An 18,717-nucleotide genomic window follows, 5' to 3' on the forward strand; every position below is an offset into this window, starting at 1 on the left:
CGCTGTCACTGCCATCTGAAGATGTGCCTGATCAGCTGATAGCGCTCCTACATCTGACAATCCATCGGCTTCGCGGCTCACGCCGCTCCTACATGGATCCCGTTCCTACGTGGGCGCTGAGCGAACAAAAAGAGCGCAACATTGCCGTTGCGCTCTTTTTGGTGCGCTGCTCAGTCGCAGCGACTTACCAACCCGACATTTTCATCCTGCACAGAGCTGCAGTTGCAGCCCGCTGCGACTGACTCAGATTGCCCGGGTCGGGTCGCCGACGCCGTACTGCGCGGCAAGCCGGGCCAAGGCGATGTTGTCCTGCACGCCCAGTTTCTGGAACAACCGCGCCTTGTGCGTATTGACCGTCTTGGCACTCAGGCTCAAGCGGCGCGCAATTTCTTCCTGACGGTGCCCCTGGATCAGCAGCAGCGCTACTTCCAGCTCGCGCGGCGAAAGCAGGTCGAACGGCGACGCACCACCCTCGAGATTGGACAGCGCAAGGTTCTGCGCGATGCTGGTGGCCAGGTAACGCTTGCCGATGGCAACGTCGTGGATGGCACGGATCAACTCCTTGGAGTCACCGCCCTTGCCGACATAGCCGGAGGCGCCAGCCTCAAGCAGACGTTTGGGCATCGGCCCATCTTCCAGCACGGACACAATGATCACCCGGGTGCCGTGATCGCCTTTGACGATCCGCTCGGTGATTTCCAACCCGCTCAGGCCGGGCAGGTGCAGATCGCAGAGGACAACGTCCGGTTTCAGGCGCCGGATCTGCGGCAGCGCGATGTCGCCGCTATCCGCTTCGCCGATGACTTCAATCCCGGTTTGCCCCGAAAGAATCATCCGAATGCCCGTGCGTACTAGCGCGTGGTCATCGATAAGAAAAACACTGATGGTCATGAAGGATTCCTCGCGGCGAGGTGACAGTTGAAGCCTTGGGCGCGGCAAAATCCGAGCATGCGAGGCGACGGCCCTCCCCGTCCCCTCATGGCAAGGCCATGCGTATTATCAAGCAGAAGTGGCCCAACTGGGCTCTATCGGACACCCACTCGCAGGAAATGTGTCTGTAGTTTTAAGCATCAGGATGATGCGGTTTATGCGCCTGCGGCTGGCGAGTTCACTATGCCGTCCCAACCCATACTGTATCCATCAGGTCAATTCGTCCAATGACTTAGGACTTCTCTTACCTTTTGGACAATCCCCCTTGCAACACGTTTTATGGCGCAGGCAGCGACCAGCGGCGGCGGAACATCAGCATGTATACGCCTGTGACCCAGATCATTGCAGCACACCAGCCGCCCAGGATATCCGAGGGGTAATGCACCCCCAGGTAGACCCGCGACAACCCTACCGAGACGACAAAACCGCTGACCAAGGCCAGCACCGGCCACCGCCAGCGTGTGCGCCAGGTCAAGAAAACCAGGGTCAGCGCCAGCGTCATCGAGCCCATGGCATGGCCGCTGGGAAAGCTGAAGGTGCTTTCCGGCGCAATCGACTCCCATAGGCTGGGGCGCTCCCGCTGGAAAATCTGCTTGCTGCCCAGGTTCAACAATGCCGAGCCAATGAATGCCGTCGCTGCGAATGCCGCCTTGCGCCAACGCCGGCGCAGCAGCAGTACCGCCACGATCACGACATCCAACGGGATGACGCCCCACTGGTAGCCGAGCTTGGACATCAGCACAAAGAACGCGTTCAGCCCGGGCGATGCCATTGCATGCATGCGCAGCAGCAAGGCCGCGTCGAAGTGGAACGCCTCGGCCTCGTGGATATCGTCGGCCAAGGCCACGAAGCCCGCGAGCGGCAGCAGCACGCCGATGAACAGCACCACCAGCCGCCACGCATTGTGGGCGAGCCAACGGCGCAGGCCGGCTGCTTCGCTCCGGGAATCAACCGGAGCTTCGTGCATACCGGGTCTCGACGTAGTCATCGATGAGCGCGACAAACTCGTGCGCGATGTTCTCGCCACGCAGGGTCACCTTCTTTTCGCCATCGACGAAGACCGGCGCGGCCGGCGTCTCACCGGTACCCGGCAGGGAAATGCCGATATTGGCGTGACGCGACTCACCCGGGCCGTTGACGATGCAGCCCATCACCGCCAGGGTCATGTTTTCCGCACCCGGGTGGCTGATGCGCCATACCGGCATCTTTTCGCGCACATGGTTCTGCACCACCTTGGCCAGCTCCTGGAAGAACTCGGAGGTGGTACGACCGCAGCCCGGGCAGGCGGTGACCATCGGCGTAAAGGCGCGCTGACCGGTGGTCTGCAGCAACTCCTGGGCGACGATGACTTCCTGCGTACGCGACTGTCCCGGCTCGGGCGTCAGCGAAATGCGGATGGTGTCGCCGATGCCCTCCTGCAACAGCACCGCCAAGGCCGCCGACGAGGCGACGATGCCCTTGCTGCCGATACCCGCCTCGGTCAGGCCCAGGTGCAGGGCGAAGTCCGAACGCTGCGCCAGATCGCGGTAGACGGCAATCAATTCCTGCACGCCACTGACCTTGGCCGACAGCACGATGCGATCGCGCGGCAGGCCCAGCTCAACCGCGGTCTGCGCCGAATCCAGCGCCGAGCGGATCAGGGCTTCGCGCAATACCCGGCCAGCATCCCAAGGCTGGGCGCGCAAGCTGTTTTCATCCATCAGCCTGGCCGCCAGTGCCTGGTCCAACGAGCCCCAGTTGGCGCCAATGCGCACCGGCTTGTCGTACTTGATGGCGAACTCGATCAGCTGGGCGAACTGGGTGTCCTTCTTCTTGCCGAAGCCGACATTGCCCGGATTGATGCGGTACTTGGCCAGTGCTTCAGCGCAGGCCGGCTCACCGGTCAGCAACTGATGGCCGTTGTAATGGAAGTCGCCGATCAGCGGTACATCGATACCCATCATCGCCAGCTTCTCGACGATGCGCGGGATGGCCGCGGCCGATTCGGGGTTGTTGACGGTCAGCCGCACCATCTCCGAACCTGCGCGCCACAGCTCAGCCACCTGCTTGACGCTGGCAGCCACATCGGCGGTGTCGGTATTGGTCATCGACTGCACGACCACGGGGTTTCCTCCGCCCACCTTGACGCCGCCGATGGCGACGGACTGGGTGATACGGCGGGGCCACGCGGTAGCGTCGGTGGGCGGTGTTGGGCGGGTCACGGCGTCATGCATGGCCCATTTTAGCGCGCCAACCGCCCCAAGGCATGAACCTTGGATTGCGTTGTAGCCACCACGACAGCATACGATTGCGCCATGGAAACCCGAGACACCTCTTTTCTGCGCACGCTGTGCAGCCTGCGCTGGCTGGCCACCGCCGGCCAGGCCGCCACCATCCTAGTCGCCACCTGGCTGCTGGGGCTGGATCTACCGCAGGAACCCTTGTGGGCCGGCGTGGCGGTCTTGGCCCTGTTCAACCTCTATGTGCAGCTGCGCGTGCACGACAGCGACCCGGCACCGGTTACCGCCTTCGGCCACATCCTGGTCGATGTGACCGTGCTGACCTGGATGGTGGGCTGGAGCGGCGGCATCGCCAATCCGTTTGGCTCGCTGTTCCTGATCCTGATCGCGTTGGCCGCGCTGGCCCTGCCCTTGCGCTGGACCCATGCGGTCGCGGCGGCCTGCGTCGGCGGTTACGCGTTGAGCGCGGTATTCGGGCTGCCGCTCAAGGGTGGTTACTTCGACACGATGAGCCTGCATCTGTGGGGCGCGGCGGCCAATTTCCTGTTGTCCAGCGTGGTGGTACTGGTGTTCTCCACGCGCCTGGCGGCCGCCCTGCGCGAGCGCGAGAACCAGCTGGCGATGCTGCGCGAGCGTTTCGTCCGCAACGAGGGCATTGTCGCCCTGGCCACGCATGCGGCCTCCGTCGCGCACGAACTCAACACCCCGTTGGCGACCATGACCCTGCTCACCGACGACATCGTCGAGCAAGGTGCCGCCACCCCGGAAATGCGTGACGACCTGGAAACCCTGCGCGAACTGCTGGTCCAATGCCGCGAAAAGGTGCTGGCACTGGCCGCACCGGCCGAAGGCGCCGGCAGCCGTGCACCGGTATCCATCGCCAGCGTGCTCGAACAATGGCGGCTGGTGCGCCCGACGATCCAATTGCGACGCAACCCGGATGCCCCGCTGCAACTCAAACTGGACCCCGGCATTGGTCATCTGCTGCAGGTATTGCTGAACAACGCCGCCGATGCCGGCGAACACGCTGGCCGCGCGCAGATCGACCTGGACCTGCGCATCCACGAAGGTCAGCTGTACGGCGAAGTGCGTGATTACGGCCCGGGTTTCAACGCCAATGATGCGGCGCTGCCAGGCACGATGTTCAACAGCGGCAAAAGCAACGGCATGGGTGTCGGCCTGGCCCTGTCGCATGCCACCATTGAACGTCTGCACGGCGAACTGTGGATGCGTCCGGCCGAAGGCCAGGGAGCACGTGTCGGCTTTCGCCTGCCGTTGAACAACATCGAGGTAAGTCCATGAATGCTCCCGCCACCCATGGCCTGCTGGTCGACGACGACCCGCTCTACCTGCGCACCCTGCAGCGCACGCTGGCCCGCCGTGGCATCGAAGCGATCACCGCCACCGATACCGGCAGCGCCCTGCAGCTGGCCACGCAGAAGCCGCCGGCATTCGCGCTGATCGACCTCAAGCTGGGCAGCGAATCCGGCCTGACCCTGATCCAGCCGCTGCGCGAACTGCGCCAGGACATGCGCATCCTGCTGGTCACCGGCTATGCCTCCATTGCCACGGCAGTGGAAGCGATCAAGCTGGGCGCCGATGACTACCTGCCTAAGCCGGCGACGGTACAGATGATCCTGCGCGCGCTCGGCGAGGAAGACGATGCCGGCGAGGAACCCGAAGAGATCGAACCGCCGGATGCGATGACCCCGATCAGCCGCCTGCAATGGGAGCATATCCAGCAGGCACTGCATGAGACCGGCGGCAATGTATCGGCTGCGGCGCGTCTGTTGGGCATGCACCGGCGCTCACTGCAGCGCAAGCTGACCAAGCGACCCAGCCCGGAACGGGATCCGAACAGGTAACCCGACTTTCTGTAGTGCCGAGCCATGCTCGGCAGGGGCCTTCACCCGCAATGCGAAGGGCGTACCTCTCCCCAACCCTCCCCTTGCCTGCGGCAAAGGGAGGGGGCAGATCAAGGTCGCTCTCCCGCCTGCGAGGGGGCAAAGAAAAGCCGCGCATTTCTGCGCGGCTTTGTTGGAACGACAATCTGTTGTCTGCGTAAAACAACAACCCGCTCTCAGCGCAGCCGTGCCAGCAACTCGCGCGTCATCGGGTCGGCAATTTCCACCGTCTCACCCTGCAAGGCCGGCAGCAACTGGCTGGCCAACTGCTTGCCCAGCTCGACGCCAAACTGATCGAAGGCGTTGATGTCCCAGATCAGCGACTGCACATACACCGCATGCTCGTACATCGCGATCAGGGCACCCAGCGACTGCGGGGTTAGCGCGTCCAGCAAAATCATCGTGCTGGGACGGCCCCCCGGGTACTGGCGGTGCGGATCTTCGCTGTCCTGGCCGTTGGCCAAGGCTTCGGTCTGCGCCAGCAGGTTGGCCAGCAAGGCCTGGTGGTTGATTTCGTAAGGGTCGTCATTGCGCACGCAGCCGATGAAGTCGGCCGGCACGATGCTGGTGCCCTGGTGCAGGGCCTGGAAGAAGCTGTGCTGCACGTCCGTGCCCGCACCACCCCACCACACCGGGACCGTGTCGCCATCGACCGGGCTGCCGTCGCATTTGACCCGCTTACCCAGGCTCTCCATCACCAGCTGCTGCAGGTAGGCCGGCAACAAGGCCATGCGCTGGTCATAGGTCATCACCGCATGCGTGGCATAACCCAGCACGTTGCGGTTCCAGATGTCGGTCAGTGCGTGCAGCACCGGCAGGTTTTCCGCCAAGGGTGCACTGGCCGCATGCGCGTCCATCTGCGCGGCACCTTCCAGCAACTGGCCGAAACGCTCAAAGCCAATCGCCAAGGCAATCGGGAAGCCTACCGCCGACCACAGCGAGTAACGGCCACCTACCCAATCCCACATCGGCAGCACGCGCTCGGCGGCGATGTCGAAGGCCTTGGCGGCGCGCTCGGGATTGGCACTGACTGCGTACAGGCGTTCGCTACCACCCAGCCAATCGCAGAGGATGCGGCCATTGAGCAGAGTTTCCTGGGTGCCGAAGGTCTTGGAGATCAGGATGCCGGCAGTGGTTGCCGGGTCCAGCGTCGCCAAGGTGCGCTGCATGGCTGCGCCGTCGACATTGGAAACGAAATGCACGCGGAAACGCGCACCTGCCGCCGGGCGCAGGGCGTCAGCGACAAGACGCGGACCAAGGTCCGAACCACCAATGCCGACACTGACGATATCAGTGACATTGCTGGCTTCCAGCGTCTTGATCAAGCCGCCCATCTGCGCCTGCACCGCCGTTGCTTCGGCGTGCGCGGCCAGCGCAACCGGAGCGTCGCTGGCATTGCCGCGCAGCGCACTGTGCAGCACCGAGCGATCTTCGGTGAGGTTGATTTTCTGGCCAGCGAACAGGCGCTGGAAACCGCCGGCGACATCGCGCGCGGCGGCCAGTTCCAGCAAGGCATCCAGGGCCGCGCGGTCGTATTTCTGCCGCGCGAAGTTCACGTACAACGGACCGACTTTCAGCGCCATGCGCTGCACCCGGTCAGGCTCTGCGGCCATCAGCGAGGGAATGCCTGTGCCCTGCAAACGCTGGGCGTGGGCGTGCAAAACGTCGAATCCGTTGTTGGTGATCATGCGGCCTGTGTGGGGATGCTGTCGTTGGTGTGGGAAATGCGGTTGTCGCCGTCAACATAGACGAGCTTGGGCTTGAAGCTGTCCGCCTCGGCTTCGCTCATGCTGGCGAAGGCAGCGATGATGATGATGTCGCCCACCTGCACGTGGCGCGCGGCGCCGCCGTTGAGCGAGATCACGCCGCTGCCGGCTTCTGCCCGCAGTGCATAGGTGGTGAAACGGGCACCGTTGGTCACGTCCCAGATATGTACCTGTTCAAACTCGCGGATGCCGGTCGCCTGCAACAGGTTGTCGTCGATCGCGATGGAGCCTTCGTAGTTCAGCTCCGAATGGGTGACGGTGGCGCGGTGAATCTTGGTCTTGAGCAGGGAGAGTTGCATGACAATGCCGAAACTGCGTGAGAAAGAGCGCAGTCTAGCACCGCTGCGAGGCCCTGCCCGCACTGCAACATGACCTATCCGGCGGCCGTTCCGCACAGACAACAATGGCGCCACAGGGGCGCCATTGAAGGTCATGCGAACAGTCGTGGACGGACAGTAGAAGTCCGCCCGCTGCCCTGTTCAGAACTCGATGTTGTCGATCAGGCGGGTGTTGCCCAGCTTGGCCGCCACCAGTGCCACGCGCGCGCCCTCATGGCTACTGCCTGGCTCGCTCAGGTCAGGCATGCGCACCACCGCGTAGTCGACCAGGTAGCCCGCAGCCTGCAGCCGTGCAGCCGCCTCCTGCTCCACCGCCACCCGCTCGGCGCCGCCCAGGTAGGCGTCGCGCGCGGCCAACAGCACCTTGCGGATCACCGTGGCCTGCGGCCGCACGTCGGCGGTGAGGTACTGGTTGCGCGAGCTCATCGCCAGGCCATCGGCCTCGCGCACGATCTCGCCACCCAGGATCTGGATCGGGAACGCCAGGTCGGCCACCATCTGCTGGATCACTGCCAGCTGCTGGTAGTCCTTGCGCCCAAATGCGGCCACGTCGGGCTGCACCTGGTTGAACAGGCGGCTGACCACCGTGCAGACACCGTCAAAGTGCCCCGGGCGATGCGCCCCTTCCAGCAGCGAACTGACGCCGGGTACATGCACGTTGGCAGCCAGCTCCACGCCGAACGGGTACATCGACTCGACCGTAGGCAGCCACAGCACGTCGCAACCGGCCTGCTCCAGGCCACTGGTATCGGCCTCGGGCGTGCGCGGGTAGCGGGTGAAGTCCTCGTTCGGGCCGAACTGGGTCGGATTGACGAAGACACTGGACACCACCTTGTCGGCGTGCTCACGCGCCAGCTTCACCAGCGAATAATGGCCGGCATGCAGGTTGCCCATGGTCGGCACCAACGCCACCCGCAGGCCATCGCGCTTCCAGCCGCTGACAACGCCGCGCAGCCGGGAAAGTTCGGTAACGGTTTCGATCATGATGCGTAAGCGTGCTCTGCGTCGGGGAAGATGCCGGCGCGCACGGCGTCGGCATAGGCACGGACCGCACCGGCCACCGAGCCGCCTTCGGCAAGGAAATCCTTGACGAACTTGGGACGTCGGTGGCCGCTGTCCAGACCGAGGAAGTCATGCAGCACCAGCACCTGCCCGTCGCAATCGGGGCCGGCACCAATACCGATGGTGGGAATGGCAACGCCAGCGGTGACGCGGCCGGCAATCGGGGTCGGCACGCATTCCAGCACCAGCAGGCTGGCGCCGGCCTCGGCCACGGCCTTGGCATCGTCGAGCAACTGCTTGCCGGCATCGCCACGGCCCTGCACGCGGTAACCGCCCAGGCGCAATACCGACTGCGGGGTCAGGCCCAGATGCGAACAGACCGGGATCTCGCGCTCCACCAGGTGGCGGATGATGTCCAGCTTGAAGCCGGCACCTTCAATCTTGACCATCTCGGCGCCGGCCTGCAGCAGCTTCAGCGAGGCGTCCAGCGCGCGCTCGGCGGTGGCGTCGGCGCCAAATGGCAGGTCCGACACCAGCAGCGCGCGTTCCAGCACACCGGCGACGGCGCGGGTGTGATAGACCACGTCGTCAACGCTGACCGGCAGCGTCGAGTCGTGCCCCTGCACCACCATGCCCAGCGAATCGCCGACCAGGATAAGGTCCACGCCATTGGCGTCGAAGGCGCGGGCGAAGCCGGCGTCGTAGGCGGTCAACATCACCAGCTTCTGGCCGTTGCGCTTGGCCTCGGCCAGGGCGGGTACGGTCCAGGGCTTGCTATCTGCGTGTGTGCTCATGTGGTCATAACGGTGGCTTATGAGCCGCCCATTATCCCCCTATCGGATCGATACCGCTGGTATTGATACCAACCAATACGTCCCGCACTGTTCCATGGCCCGGAATCAGGGCCTGCGGCGCCACATCGGCCAAAGGCAGCAAAGCGAAGCCGCGCTGGTGCAGGAAGGGGTGCGGCACCTGCAGCTGCGGCAGGTCGATCACCTGCTCGGCATATAAGAGCAGGTCCAGATCCAGCAGCCGCGGGCCCCAGTGCTGGCCCGGCTCGCGTACCCGCCCGAACTGCTGCTCGATCGCCAGCAGCTGCTCCAGCAGCTGCGGCGCAGGCAGTTCGGTCTGCAGCGCCACGGCTGCATTGACGAAGTCCGGCTGTGCTTCATTGCCCCAGGCCGGGCTGCGGTACAAGCGCGAGCTGGCCAGCAACTGCGTGCCCGGCAAGCCCGCAAGCACCTGGATCGCCGCACGCAGGGTGGCGGGCGCGTCACCGAGGTTGGCGCCCAATCCGATACAGGCTACGACCATCCCAGCTTACTCGCCCGCAGTTGCGCTGCCGCGGGGACGACGACGCCGACGACGGCGCGGTGCGCCTTCTTCGACCTCCCGGTCGGTATGTACTGAATCCAGTTCCACACCCAGTTCCTGGCCAGCCTGCGCCTGTGCCTCGCGCCAGAACGCGATGTCTTCCTGGTGTTCGCTGGAAGCGGCCTGGCGCAACGCCAGGAAATCGAACGCAGCGCGGAAGCGCGGGTGGCTCAAGGTACGCATCACGCGCTTGCGCTGACGCGAGCTGAAACGTGACTGCAGCAGCCAGATTTCCTGCATCGGCAGCGAGAAGCGGCGCGGCAGGGCAATGGTGCTGAGCTGGTGCAGAGTGACCCGGTCGGCGGCACGGCGCTGTGCCTCTTCCGGCGCCAGGCCCTGCTTCTGCAGGCCGATCAGCGCACGGCAGAAGGCCGGCCACAACAGCAGCGCGAACAGGAAGGCCGGCGACACCGGCTCCTCGTTGGCGACACGCTCGTCGGTATTGCGCAGGCCATCGATCAGGATGCGGCGCAGCGCGCCGGTACGGTTGCTCTTCAGCGCCGCAGCGCTTTCCGGGAACAGCACCGCGAGCAGGCCATAGCGCTCCAGGCCTTCAAAGCTGGCCACGCCATGCCCGGACAGGAACAGCTTCAGCACTTCCTCGAACAGGCGGGCCGGCGCGGCCTCACTGAGCAGGTTGGCCAGGCGCGGGATCGGCTCGGCAGTGGCCGCCTCGATCTCGAAGTTCAGCTTGGCCGCCAGCCGCACCGCGCGCAGCATGCGCACCGGATCTTCGCGATAGCGCTGCTCCGGATCGCCGATCAGCTTCATCCGGCGGGCCATCACGTCTTCAAAGCCGCCGGTGTAGTCACGCACCGAGAAATCCTCGATCGCGTAATACAGTGCGTTGCAGGTGAAGTCGCGGCGGACCGCATCGTCTTCGATGCTGCCGTAGACATTGTCACGGACCAGCATGCCGTTCTCGACCTCGCGGTCGCCGCTGCCGTCATCGACATTGGCGCGGAACGTCGCTACCTCGATGATCTCGCGGCCGAACACCACATGCGCAAGGCGGAAGCGGCGGCCGATCAGGCGGCAATTGCGGAACAGCTGTTTGATCTGCTCCGGCGTTGCATCGGTGGCAACGTCGAAATCCTTGGGGCGTCCACCTACTAGAAGGTCGCGCACGGCGCCACCGACAAGATAGGCGCCGAAGCCGGATTCGCGCAGACGGTAGAGCACCCTGAGCGCATTGGGGCTGATGTCCCGGCGCGAGATGCTGTGCTGGTCGCGCGGAATCACGCGGACGGTGAACGGCGTTGTAACTATGGAATTGATGTTGGCGCTTCCAGTTGGGTTTACGGGATTGCCGAGCGGCAACCAGATGCATATACTAGCGCGCTCGCCAGACGCGAACAAAACGCTCCCTTCGTCTAGTGGTTAGGACGTGGCCCTCTCAAGGCTAAAACAGGGGTTCGAGTCCCCTAGGGAGCGCCAACTCCGTCTGCGATACCAAAAAGCCCCGCTCTGCGGGGTTTTTTGCTTTGTACACCCCGCCAGTGCCCCAGGCCCTGGCTCCGGTACCCCTCGCTGCGCCAGCAAGCCCGGCCAATGAGAATACCCACGCCCACCCCCTGCATCCTGATCTAGAATTGCGGGGATCAAAGCCGGACCCTGCCATGCCTTTTGTCGTTACCGAAAACTGCATCAAGTGCAAACACACCGATTGCGTCGAAGTCTGCCCCGTGGATTGCTTCCACGAAGGCCCCAACTTCCTTGTGATCGACCCTGACGAATGCATTGATTGCACCCTGTGCGAGCCCGAATGCCCGGTCAACGCCATCTTCCCCGAGGACGATGTGCCGGCCGGCCAGGAAGGCTTTGTCGCGCTCAATGCCGAGCTGGCCAAGGCCTGGCCGGTGCTGACCGTACGTAAAGACCCGCCGGCCGACGCCGCCGAGTGGGACGGCAAGCCAGACAAACTCAAGCTGCTGGAACGCTGAGCGTCGCCACCGCCAGCCGATGAAGCCAGCCAAATAAAAAGGGCGCCAGCTTACGCGGCGCCCTTTTTTCATCCCCAAACCGCAGGCATCAGCCGGCTAGCTTGGCCTTCAATGCCGCAATCAGCTTGGTTGCTGCCGCATCGGTGGCCGGCATGCCGCGCGGATCCACCGCCGACACATAGGCACCGGCATCAACGGCGACCACGCGCACCAGGAAGTTGCTGCCTTCGTAGGCTACATCATAGGAACCGAGCAGCTGCGCGCGGCTGGCGATGGTCACGCCTTCGACGCCGGCCAGTGCATCACCGACCTTGCCGAACACCTCGTCGCGACTGCCGCTGACGGTGAAGCCGCTCTGCGACGAGGCCACGGTGGCTGCAGAAGCAGCGGCCGCCTTGGCCGCCGAGGCCAGTGCCGGGATCGGCGCCGAGCCAGCGGTGCTGGGCAGGTTCAGATCCGGCGGCACTTCCAGCGGGCGCGCTTCCGGGGCCAGGGCGTAGTCGCCGCGGGCACCGCGCTTGAAGAAGCAGCCGGAAGTTGCAACGGCGGTGACAACGCCCAGCAGCACCAGCGAGAACACGCGAACGGTAGAGGTTTGACGCATGGGTGAATCTCCAGAGTTCAGAGGCCGCTGAATCAGCGGCTGGATAGTTCTTCCAACGCGTCCACGTCAGCGGCCAGATGATCGGCATGTGCGTGGTGCGGCGCAGAAAGCGGAAGCAGCGGCAAGCGCAGCCCATGACCGATACCAAGCCGCTGCAGCAGCGCCTTGACCGGAATGGGGTTGGACTCGACACCGCAAAAATCGTGGTACGGCTGCAGGCGGGCATCCCAGGCCTCGGCCGGCGCATGCTGACCGGCGCGGGCCAGGTCGCACATCGTCCGGTAAGCACCCGGCAGCACGTTGGAGCCTACCGAAATCAGGCCATCGGCGCCGGACAGCATGGAACGGGCGGCGGAGCCGTCGTCACCACTGAGAATGGTGAAGCTGCTGCTGCGCAGTTCCAGCAGGGCCTTCAGCCGGGTGGTATCGCCTACCGCCTCCTTGATGCCGACGATGTTCGGGTGCGTGGCCAGCGCGGCCACGGTCTCCGGCAGCAGGTCGCAGCCGGTGCGCCCGGGCACGTTGTACAGCACCACCGGCAAGCCGCCCTGCTCGGCCACCGCCAGGTAATGCTGGCGCAGGCCTTCCTGGGTGGGGCGCACATAAGGCGGGGTGACCACCAGCGCATGGGTGGCGCCATTGGCGGCCGCCCGTTTGGTCAGGGCGATGGTCCGGGCGGTGCCGGACAGGCCGGTACCGGCCAGCACCGGCACTTTGCCGGCAAATGCCGCCACCGCGCTGCGCAGCAGGCCGTCGTATTCATCGTCGGACAGGGTGGAGGCTTCGCCGGTGGAGCCAGCCACGACTACACCCTGGACGCCGCCCTTGAGCTGCTGGGCCAGCAGGCGCTGCCAGCCCTCAGGATCGAGTGCGCCGTCGGCCTTGAAAGGCGTCGCCAGCGCGGTGATGAGACCAGATATGGACAAAGGGTCAGTCGCTCTTCGTGGGGGTAAAGAAGCCCGCCGGTCGGCGGGTTCGTGACCGAAGGCATGTTACTTGCCGGTCGAAAGCACGGGCAAGTATGCTGGACACCAACGAACAGCCCTTCAACGGTGTTGTTCAGACTCTCTAGCTCCCGGAACCACCTTGACCGACACCACGCCGCGGCCGCTGCCGACCGAAAACCACCTCCTGATCAACGCCTATACGACGCATCCGGAGTCCCCTCTGCTGTCCGTCACCCGTCGAATCGCCGACAGCGGCTGCAACCTGGTCGATGCCCGCCTTGCCACCGTGGGCCGCGATGTCTCGGTCACCACCCTGGCCACCGGCTCCTGGGATGCAGTTGCCAAGCTCGAGGCCATGCTGACCCGGCTTGAGCGCGAGGAGAACCTGAAGCTGGTGTGGTACCGCACCGCCGCCAAGCAGGCCCAGTCCAATCTGCTGCCCTATATTGTCGAGGTCGTTGCCGCCGACAAGCCGGGCATCCTGTTCCAGCTGGCCGACTTCTTCGACCGCCAGGGCATCACCATCGAGAACCTGCAGAGCACGCGCTACCAGGCCATGCAGACCGGTGCGGAAATGTTCTCGGCGCAGATCACCATTGGCGTTCCCTCCAACATGCATATCGCCGCCCTGCGCGACGATTTCCTCGAATTCTGCGACCACCTCAACCTGGACGCGATCATGGACCCGATGAAGTTCTGATGTTTCGCGCGCCCATCACAGGCGCGCGGCGTTTCATGTAACTGCAATCGAACTACCCCAGGCTCCGGAAAGGATCTGATGAACATCGGCGATACCCTGGACCGAACCACCCTCGAGCTGCCGCTGGCCCTGTCCGGCGGCACCACCACAAGCCTCGGCGAACTCGCCGGCCAATGGCTGGTGTTGTACTTCTACCCGAAGGACAGCACCCCCGGCTGCACCACCGAAGGCCTGGACTTCAACGCCCTGCTGCCGAAGTTCAAGCGCGCCGGGGCACAGGTGTTCGGCATCTCCCGCGACTCGCTGAAGTCGCACGACAACTTCTGCGCCAAGCAGGGCTTCAAGTTCCCCTTGATCAGCGACACAGATGAAGCGCTATGCACCGCCTTCGACGTGATCAAGATGAAGAACATGTACGGCAAGCAGGTACGTGGCATCGAACGCAGCACCTTTTTGATCTCTCCTGACAGCAAGCTCGTGCAGGAATGGCGCAAGGTCAAAGTCGCCGGCCATGCCGATGCCGTGCTGGAAGCACTGAAGGCCGCTCAAACCAAGTGACCCATCTCCCGTTCCAACCCATGTCATCGCCCTGCCCTGCAGGTGCGATGGCGTGACCCTGTCCCGCCACCAGGAATCGACGATGACCCGAGGCAAGCGCATCTACGTACTGGATACCAACGTGCTGATGCACGATCCGACCGCGCTGTTCAAATTCGAGGAACATGATGTCTACCTGCCCATGCAGGTGATCGAGGAGCTGGACAACGGCAAGAAAGGCACCACCGAGGCGAGCCGCAACGCCCGCCAGGTGAGCCGCTTCCTCAATGAGCTGATCGAAACAGCCGGCATCGGCAGCGTGCAGAACGGCGTGCCGTTGGCACGGCCGAAGGGCCTGCAGCTGCGTGGCGCGCAGAGCGCCGGCAACCTGTATTTCCAGACCAGCCACTTCGAGGCCGGCAAGAGCTTTGGCAAGGTGATCCCGGACAACGCCATCCTCGGCGCGATCCTGGCATTGAAGGAACAGCACCCGGAAACCCCGGTGGTGTTCATCTCCAAGGACATCAACCTGCGGATCAAGGCCGCCATCGCCGGCATCGACTCCGAGGACTACGAGAACGACCGCGCGCTGGACGATTTCAGCCTGCTCTACACCGGCGCCACCGTGCTGCCGGAAGATTTCTGGAAGAAGCACAGCGAAGGCCTGCGCAGCTGGAGCGACAAGGGCCGCACCAGCTACGAGATCATGGCTGCCGACGACGAGGACTGGCATCCCAACCAGTACGCCTACCTGCACGGCGACGACGAAGTCGAACTGAAGGTCAGCAAGGTCGAGGGCGATGGCCGCGTCACCTTGTCGGTGGTCAATGACTTCCGCCACGGTTCGCATTCGGTCTGGGGCATCACCGCACGCAACCGCGAGCAGAACTTCGCGCTCAATGCGCTGATGGACCCGGAGATCGACTTCGTCACCCTGCTCGGCACCGCCGGCACCGGCAAGACGTTGCTGGCACTGGCCGCCGGCCTGGCCCAGACCATGGATACGCAGCGCTACCGCGAGATCATCATGACCCGCGCCACGGTCAGCGTCGGCGAGGACATCGGCTTCCTGCCCGGCACCGAGGAAGAAAAGATGACGCCGTGGATGGGCGCACTCACCGACAACCTGGAAGTGCTGACCCACAACCAGGATGGCGGCGCCTGGGGCCGTGCGGCCACCAATGATCTGCTGGCCAGCCGCATCAAGATCCGCTCGATGAACTTCATGCGCGGGCGCACCTTCCTGTCGCGCTATCTGATTCTGGACGAGGCGCAGAACCTCACCCCCAAGCAGATGAAGACCCTGATCACCCGCGCCGGCCCCGGCACCAAGATCGTCTGCCTGGGCAACGTCGAGCAGATCGACACGCCCTACCTCACTGAAACCACCTCCGGCCTCACCTATGCGGTGGACCGTTTCAAGAATTGGCCGCACAGTGCGCATATCACACTGCGTCGGGGCGAACGTTCGCGCCTGGCCGATTACGCTTCGGAGGTTCTGTGAAACAGCTGCATACCCTGTCCCTGTTGGCCGCAGCCACACTGGCCGTAGCCGCCTGCACGCCGTCGAACACGCGCCCTGGCAGCGTGCCGACGGCGGTAAAGACGGGACAGTCCTGGGTGGTCACCCGCCCCGTGGTCGCCGCGCAGGTGCTGGACACCTGCTCGCGCGACAGCCCCGCCAGACATGCCGGTGAAGTCACCGGCTATTGGGCGCCGAGCCGTGCCGACATCGATGCACTGGAAAGCCGTCTGGCGCAGCTGCAACCCGTTATTGCCGAGCCGGCCCAGTCCGGCCGGCAATACGTGGGCTTCGAATCCGCAGGCAAGCGGCTGATCTACATCAATGCCTTCACCCTGCCCGACCACAGCGAAATGGACCCGGGCCGCGAAGCGATCCGGGTCTGCGATGGCGGCGCGCAGTTCTGGGGCGCGGTGTATGACCCACAAGCCGGCACCTTCAGCAGCATCGAACGCAACGGCGCGAAGTCGTCGCCCTGACCGGGCGGCGCGATGAAAGTCCGCCTGCCCACCTGGGTCTGGATCGGTGCGATTGCGCTGTCCTGCGTGGCAGGCATGGTCAATGCGGTCGGTTTTCTGGGTTTTGAACACCAGGCCGTCAGCCATGTCACCGGCAGCACCAGCCAGCTCGGCATTGCCTTGGCACATGCGGACTGGCGCTCGGTCGGCCACCTCTGGGGACTGCTGATCGCCTTTGCGCTGGGCGCGATCCTTAGTGGACTGATCATCCAGGACAGCACCCTGCAGCTTGGCCGCCGCTACGGCGTGGCGCTGGCACTGGAATCGGCCTTGTTGTTGCTGGCCATCCCTTTGTTCAAGCAGCAGCAGGTCTGGGGCGCACTGGCCGCAGCAATGGCCTGTGGGCTGCAGAACGCACTGGCAACCACCTTCAGCGGCGCGGTCGTGCGCACCACCCACCTGAGCGGCATGTTCACCGATCTTGGCATCGGCCTGGGTCATCTGCTGCGCGGCCTGCCGGTGCCGATGCACCGGCTGACCCTGAGCGGCCTGATCATCAGCGGCTTCCTGGCCGGCGGGGTACTCGGCGCATGGCTGTTTGCGCGCTGGCAGTACGACGCCCTGCTGGTGCCAGCAGTGCTGACCGGATTGAGCGGCCTGGGCTATGTGCTGTACCGGCAATGGGCCATGCGCCGGCAGGCATGAAGCAGGCCATTGGCAAACACTGCACAATCGCTGCATGAGCCCCTCCACCCCCGTTTCCGCCCTGACCATTGCCGGCTCCGATTCCGGCGGCGGCGCAGGCATTCAAGCCGATCTCAAAGCCTTTGCCGCGCATCGCGTGCATGGCCTGTCTGCAATCACCGCACTCACCGCACAGCACACCCGCGGCGTCACCGCCGTGCATGTGCCGCCGCTGGAGTTCCTGCGCGCGCAGATCGATGCCTGCTTCGATGACTTTGATATCCACGCCGTCAAACTCGGCATGCTGGCCAATGCCGAGGTGATCCACCTGGTCGCCGACGCATTGGAACAACGGCGCCCGCCGCAGATCGTGATCGACCCGGTGATGGTCGCCACCAGCGGCGCCAAGCTGCTCGAAGACAGCGCCCTGCGCGCGATGCGCGAGCGGCTGCTGCCGCTGGCCACCCTGCTGACCCCGAATACGCCGGAAGCCGAACTGCTGCTCGGGCGCAGCATCAACAACGCCGACGACGCTGAAGATGCCGCCGCCGCCCTGCTCGACATGGGTGCCGGCGCGGTCCTGCTCAAAGGCGGCCATCTACTGGAAGGCAGCCGGGTCATCGACCGCTACTTCGATGGCGTCAGCCGCGAGGAATTCAGCCATGTGCGGCTACCGGTAGATGCGCACGGTACTGGCTGCACCCTGGCTTCAGCCATCGCCGCGCAGCTGTGCTGCGGGCTGTCGCTGGCCAACGCCTGCGAAGCGGCGATCGACTATGTCGCCCGCGGCCTGCAGGGCGGCTACCACCCGGGCCGCAGCGAGGTCATGGTGCTGGATCATTTCGGCGCTGCGCGCCCGGCATGAGCCTCGAAACCGGGACCACCTCACAGGCAAGCGCGCTGCGCGTCAGCAGCGCCGATGGCCACAGCTTCGAGCTATTGGCCTACCTCCCCGCGAAACCGCGCGCCTGCCTGCTATGGCTGCCGGCATTGGGCGTAGCGGCCCGCCACTACCAGGCCTTCGCCCAAGCCCTGGCAGAACGCGGCATTGCCGTATTCCTGCACGAATGGCGCGGCAACGGCAGCAGCAGCCTGCGCCCTGACCGCAACCACGACTGGGGCTACAAGGAACTGCTGCAGCTCGACCTGCCTGCAGCCGAAGCCGCCGTGCACAACACCCTGCCCGCGCTCCCGTTCCGGCTGGGCGGCCACAGCCTCGGCGGCCAGCTCAGCTGTTGTTATGCAGGCCTGCGTGACGCCGAGCTGGACGCACTATGGCTGGTTGCCAGCGGCACGCCATGGTGGCGAAGCTTCCCGCCGCCGCGCGGTTGGTTGCTGCCCCTGGCGTATCGCTTCCTACCCTGGCTGGCACAACGTAATGGCACCCTGCCCGGACGCCGCGTCGGCTTCGGCGGAACCGAAGCACGCGGACTGATACGCGATTGGGCGCGCGTCGGTCTGAGCAATCACTACGCTGCGCACAATCTGCCCATCGATCTGGAAGCCGGCATGCGCCGCATCAGCGCACCGACGCGCGCAGTGGTGATGGATCGCGATTGGCTGGCGCCGGTCAGTTCCATGCAACAACTGCTGGCAAAGCTCCCCGCCTCTGCGCGCAGCCTGAAACTGCTGTCATCGGCCGAACTGGGCGTGGTTGCCGACCACTTTCATTGGATGAAATCGCCACAGAACGTGGTCTACGCACTGATTCATCCCGAAGATTAAGAAATTTTCACAAAAGCGTTGACGCAAACGGCTCATATCCGCATAATCTCGCTCCTGGCAACGA

21 protein-coding genes and 1 tRNA gene are annotated in these 18,717 nt (G+C 64.6%); 11 read left to right on the forward strand and 11 right to left on the reverse strand.

Annotated elements, in window-relative coordinates:
• Positions 1–243: 243 nt before the first annotated feature.
• The 3 genes from ABB27_RS08265 to ispG all read right to left on the reverse strand — a co-directional run bounded on the left by ABB27_RS08265 (position 244) and on the right by ispG (position 3,143).
• Positions 244–891 carry a response regulator gene (locus tag ABB27_RS08265; protein ID WP_057628229.1) on the reverse strand — a complete coding sequence of 216 codons (648 nt, stop codon included), beginning with the start codon at positions 889–891 and terminating at the stop codon, positions 244–246.
• A 316-nt stretch (positions 892–1,207) separates the two neighbouring features.
• Positions 1,208–1,897, reverse strand: a complete 690-nt coding sequence (locus ABB27_RS08270; RefSeq protein ID WP_057628230.1) for a phosphatase PAP2 family protein — start codon at positions 1,895–1,897, stop codon at positions 1,208–1,210.
• Positions 1,878–3,143, reverse strand: a complete 1,266-nt coding sequence (gene ispG, locus ABB27_RS08275; protein WP_057628231.1) for a flavodoxin-dependent (E)-4-hydroxy-3-methylbut-2-enyl-diphosphate synthase — start codon at positions 3,141–3,143, stop codon at positions 1,878–1,880. The genes ABB27_RS08270 and ispG overlap by 20 nt, the downstream gene beginning before the upstream one ends.
• A gap of 81 nt (positions 3,144–3,224) precedes the next feature.
• Between ispG and ABB27_RS08280 the strand changes: the two genes are divergently transcribed.
• Entirely contained in the window at positions 3,225–4,451 is a 1,227-nt protein-coding gene (locus ABB27_RS08280; RefSeq protein WP_057628232.1) for an ATP-binding protein, read from the forward strand.
• Positions 4,448–5,014, forward strand: a complete 567-nt coding sequence (locus ABB27_RS08285) for a response regulator transcription factor (protein ID WP_057628233.1) — start codon at positions 4,448–4,450, stop codon at positions 5,012–5,014. The genes ABB27_RS08280 and ABB27_RS08285 overlap by 4 nt, the downstream gene beginning before the upstream one ends.
• Before the next feature lie 215 nt (positions 5,015–5,229).
• On the opposite strand, the gene pgi is transcribed toward ABB27_RS08285, so the two are convergent.
• The 6 genes from pgi to pcnB all read right to left on the reverse strand — a co-directional run bounded on the left by pgi (position 5,230) and on the right by pcnB (position 10,853).
• Positions 5,230–6,741, reverse strand: coding sequence for a glucose-6-phosphate isomerase (gene pgi, locus ABB27_RS08290; protein ID WP_057628234.1), 1,512 nt, complete (start codon positions 6,739–6,741; stop codon positions 5,230–5,232).
• Complete coding sequence (gene panD / locus ABB27_RS08295) at positions 6,738–7,118, reverse strand: aspartate 1-decarboxylase (protein WP_057628235.1); 381 nt, start codon at positions 7,116–7,118, stop codon at positions 6,738–6,740. The genes pgi and panD overlap by 4 nt, the downstream gene beginning before the upstream one ends.
• A gap of 180 nt (positions 7,119–7,298) precedes the next feature.
• Positions 7,299–8,141: a pantoate--beta-alanine ligase gene (gene panC / locus ABB27_RS08300; protein ID WP_057628236.1), complete on the reverse strand. Its 843-nt coding sequence runs from the start codon at positions 8,139–8,141 to the stop codon at positions 7,299–7,301.
• Positions 8,138–8,953 carry a 3-methyl-2-oxobutanoate hydroxymethyltransferase gene (gene panB / locus ABB27_RS08305; protein WP_057628237.1) on the reverse strand — a complete coding sequence of 272 codons (816 nt, stop codon included), beginning with the start codon at positions 8,951–8,953 and terminating at the stop codon, positions 8,138–8,140. The genes panC and panB overlap by 4 nt, the downstream gene beginning before the upstream one ends.
• Positions 8,954–8,984: 31 nt before the next feature.
• Positions 8,985–9,473: a 2-amino-4-hydroxy-6-hydroxymethyldihydropteridine diphosphokinase gene (gene folK, locus ABB27_RS08310; RefSeq protein WP_057628238.1), complete on the reverse strand. Its 489-nt coding sequence runs from the start codon at positions 9,471–9,473 to the stop codon at positions 8,985–8,987.
• A 6-nt stretch (positions 9,474–9,479) separates the two neighbouring features.
• Positions 9,480–10,853: a polynucleotide adenylyltransferase PcnB gene (pcnB, locus tag ABB27_RS08315; RefSeq protein ID WP_057628239.1), complete on the reverse strand. Its 1,374-nt coding sequence runs from the start codon at positions 10,851–10,853 to the stop codon at positions 9,480–9,482.
• Between the two features lie 42 nt (positions 10,854–10,895).
• Here pcnB and ABB27_RS08320 point away from each other — a divergent pair.
• Together ABB27_RS08320 and fdxA are read left to right on the forward strand one after the other, a co-directional pair.
• A tRNA-Glu gene (locus tag ABB27_RS08320) sits at positions 10,896–10,970 on the forward strand.
• Between the two features lie 182 nt (positions 10,971–11,152).
• Complete coding sequence (fdxA, locus tag ABB27_RS08325) at positions 11,153–11,476, forward strand: ferredoxin FdxA (protein WP_054656826.1); 324 nt, start codon at positions 11,153–11,155, stop codon at positions 11,474–11,476.
• A gap of 88 nt (positions 11,477–11,564) precedes the next feature.
• Here the strand turns inward: fdxA and ABB27_RS08330 are convergent, their stop codons facing one another.
• Both ABB27_RS08330 and dapA read right to left on the reverse strand, forming a co-directional pair.
• Complete coding sequence (locus ABB27_RS08330; protein ID WP_057628240.1) at positions 11,565–12,080, reverse strand: hypothetical protein; 516 nt, start codon at positions 12,078–12,080, stop codon at positions 11,565–11,567.
• A 32-nt stretch (positions 12,081–12,112) separates the two neighbouring features.
• The gene (gene dapA / locus ABB27_RS08335) at positions 12,113–13,006 is read right to left on the reverse strand and encodes a 4-hydroxy-tetrahydrodipicolinate synthase (protein ID WP_057628241.1); all 894 of its coding nucleotides are present in this window, start codon (positions 13,004–13,006) and stop codon (positions 12,113–12,115) included.
• Between the two features lie 160 nt (positions 13,007–13,166).
• Between dapA and ABB27_RS08340 the strand changes: the two genes are divergently transcribed.
• From ABB27_RS08340 to ABB27_RS08370, 7 genes are all read left to right on the forward strand, one after another.
• Entirely contained in the window at positions 13,167–13,727 is a 561-nt protein-coding gene (locus ABB27_RS08340; protein ID WP_057628242.1) for a glycine cleavage system transcriptional repressor, read from the forward strand.
• A gap of 78 nt (positions 13,728–13,805) precedes the next feature.
• A complete protein-coding gene (locus ABB27_RS08345) occupies positions 13,806–14,285 on the forward strand; it encodes a peroxiredoxin (protein WP_057628243.1) in 480 nt (159 codons plus the stop codon).
• A gap of 82 nt (positions 14,286–14,367) precedes the next feature.
• Complete coding sequence (locus tag ABB27_RS08350) at positions 14,368–15,768, forward strand: PhoH family protein (protein ID WP_057628244.1); 1,401 nt, start codon at positions 14,368–14,370, stop codon at positions 15,766–15,768.
• A 5-nt stretch (positions 15,769–15,773) separates the two neighbouring features.
• Entirely contained in the window at positions 15,774–16,265 is a 492-nt protein-coding gene (locus tag ABB27_RS08355) for a hypothetical protein (RefSeq protein WP_057628283.1), read from the forward strand.
• Positions 16,266–16,277: 12 nt separating this feature from the next.
• Positions 16,278–16,949, forward strand: coding sequence for a YoaK family protein (locus tag ABB27_RS08360; RefSeq protein WP_057628245.1), 672 nt, complete (start codon positions 16,278–16,280; stop codon positions 16,947–16,949).
• A gap of 34 nt (positions 16,950–16,983) precedes the next feature.
• Positions 16,984–17,793, forward strand: coding sequence for a bifunctional hydroxymethylpyrimidine kinase/phosphomethylpyrimidine kinase (gene thiD, locus ABB27_RS08365; RefSeq protein WP_057628246.1), 810 nt, complete (start codon positions 16,984–16,986; stop codon positions 17,791–17,793).
• Complete coding sequence (locus ABB27_RS08370) at positions 17,790–18,653, forward strand: alpha/beta hydrolase family protein (RefSeq protein ID WP_057628247.1); 864 nt, start codon at positions 17,790–17,792, stop codon at positions 18,651–18,653. Before thiD ends, ABB27_RS08370 begins: the two co-directional genes overlap by 4 nt.
• Positions 18,654–18,717 lie beyond the last annotated feature (64 nt).

The sequence above is a fragment of the Stenotrophomonas terrae genome (genome assembly GCF_001431465.1).
Classification (GTDB): Bacteria; Pseudomonadota; Gammaproteobacteria; order Xanthomonadales; family Xanthomonadaceae; genus Stenotrophomonas; species Stenotrophomonas terrae.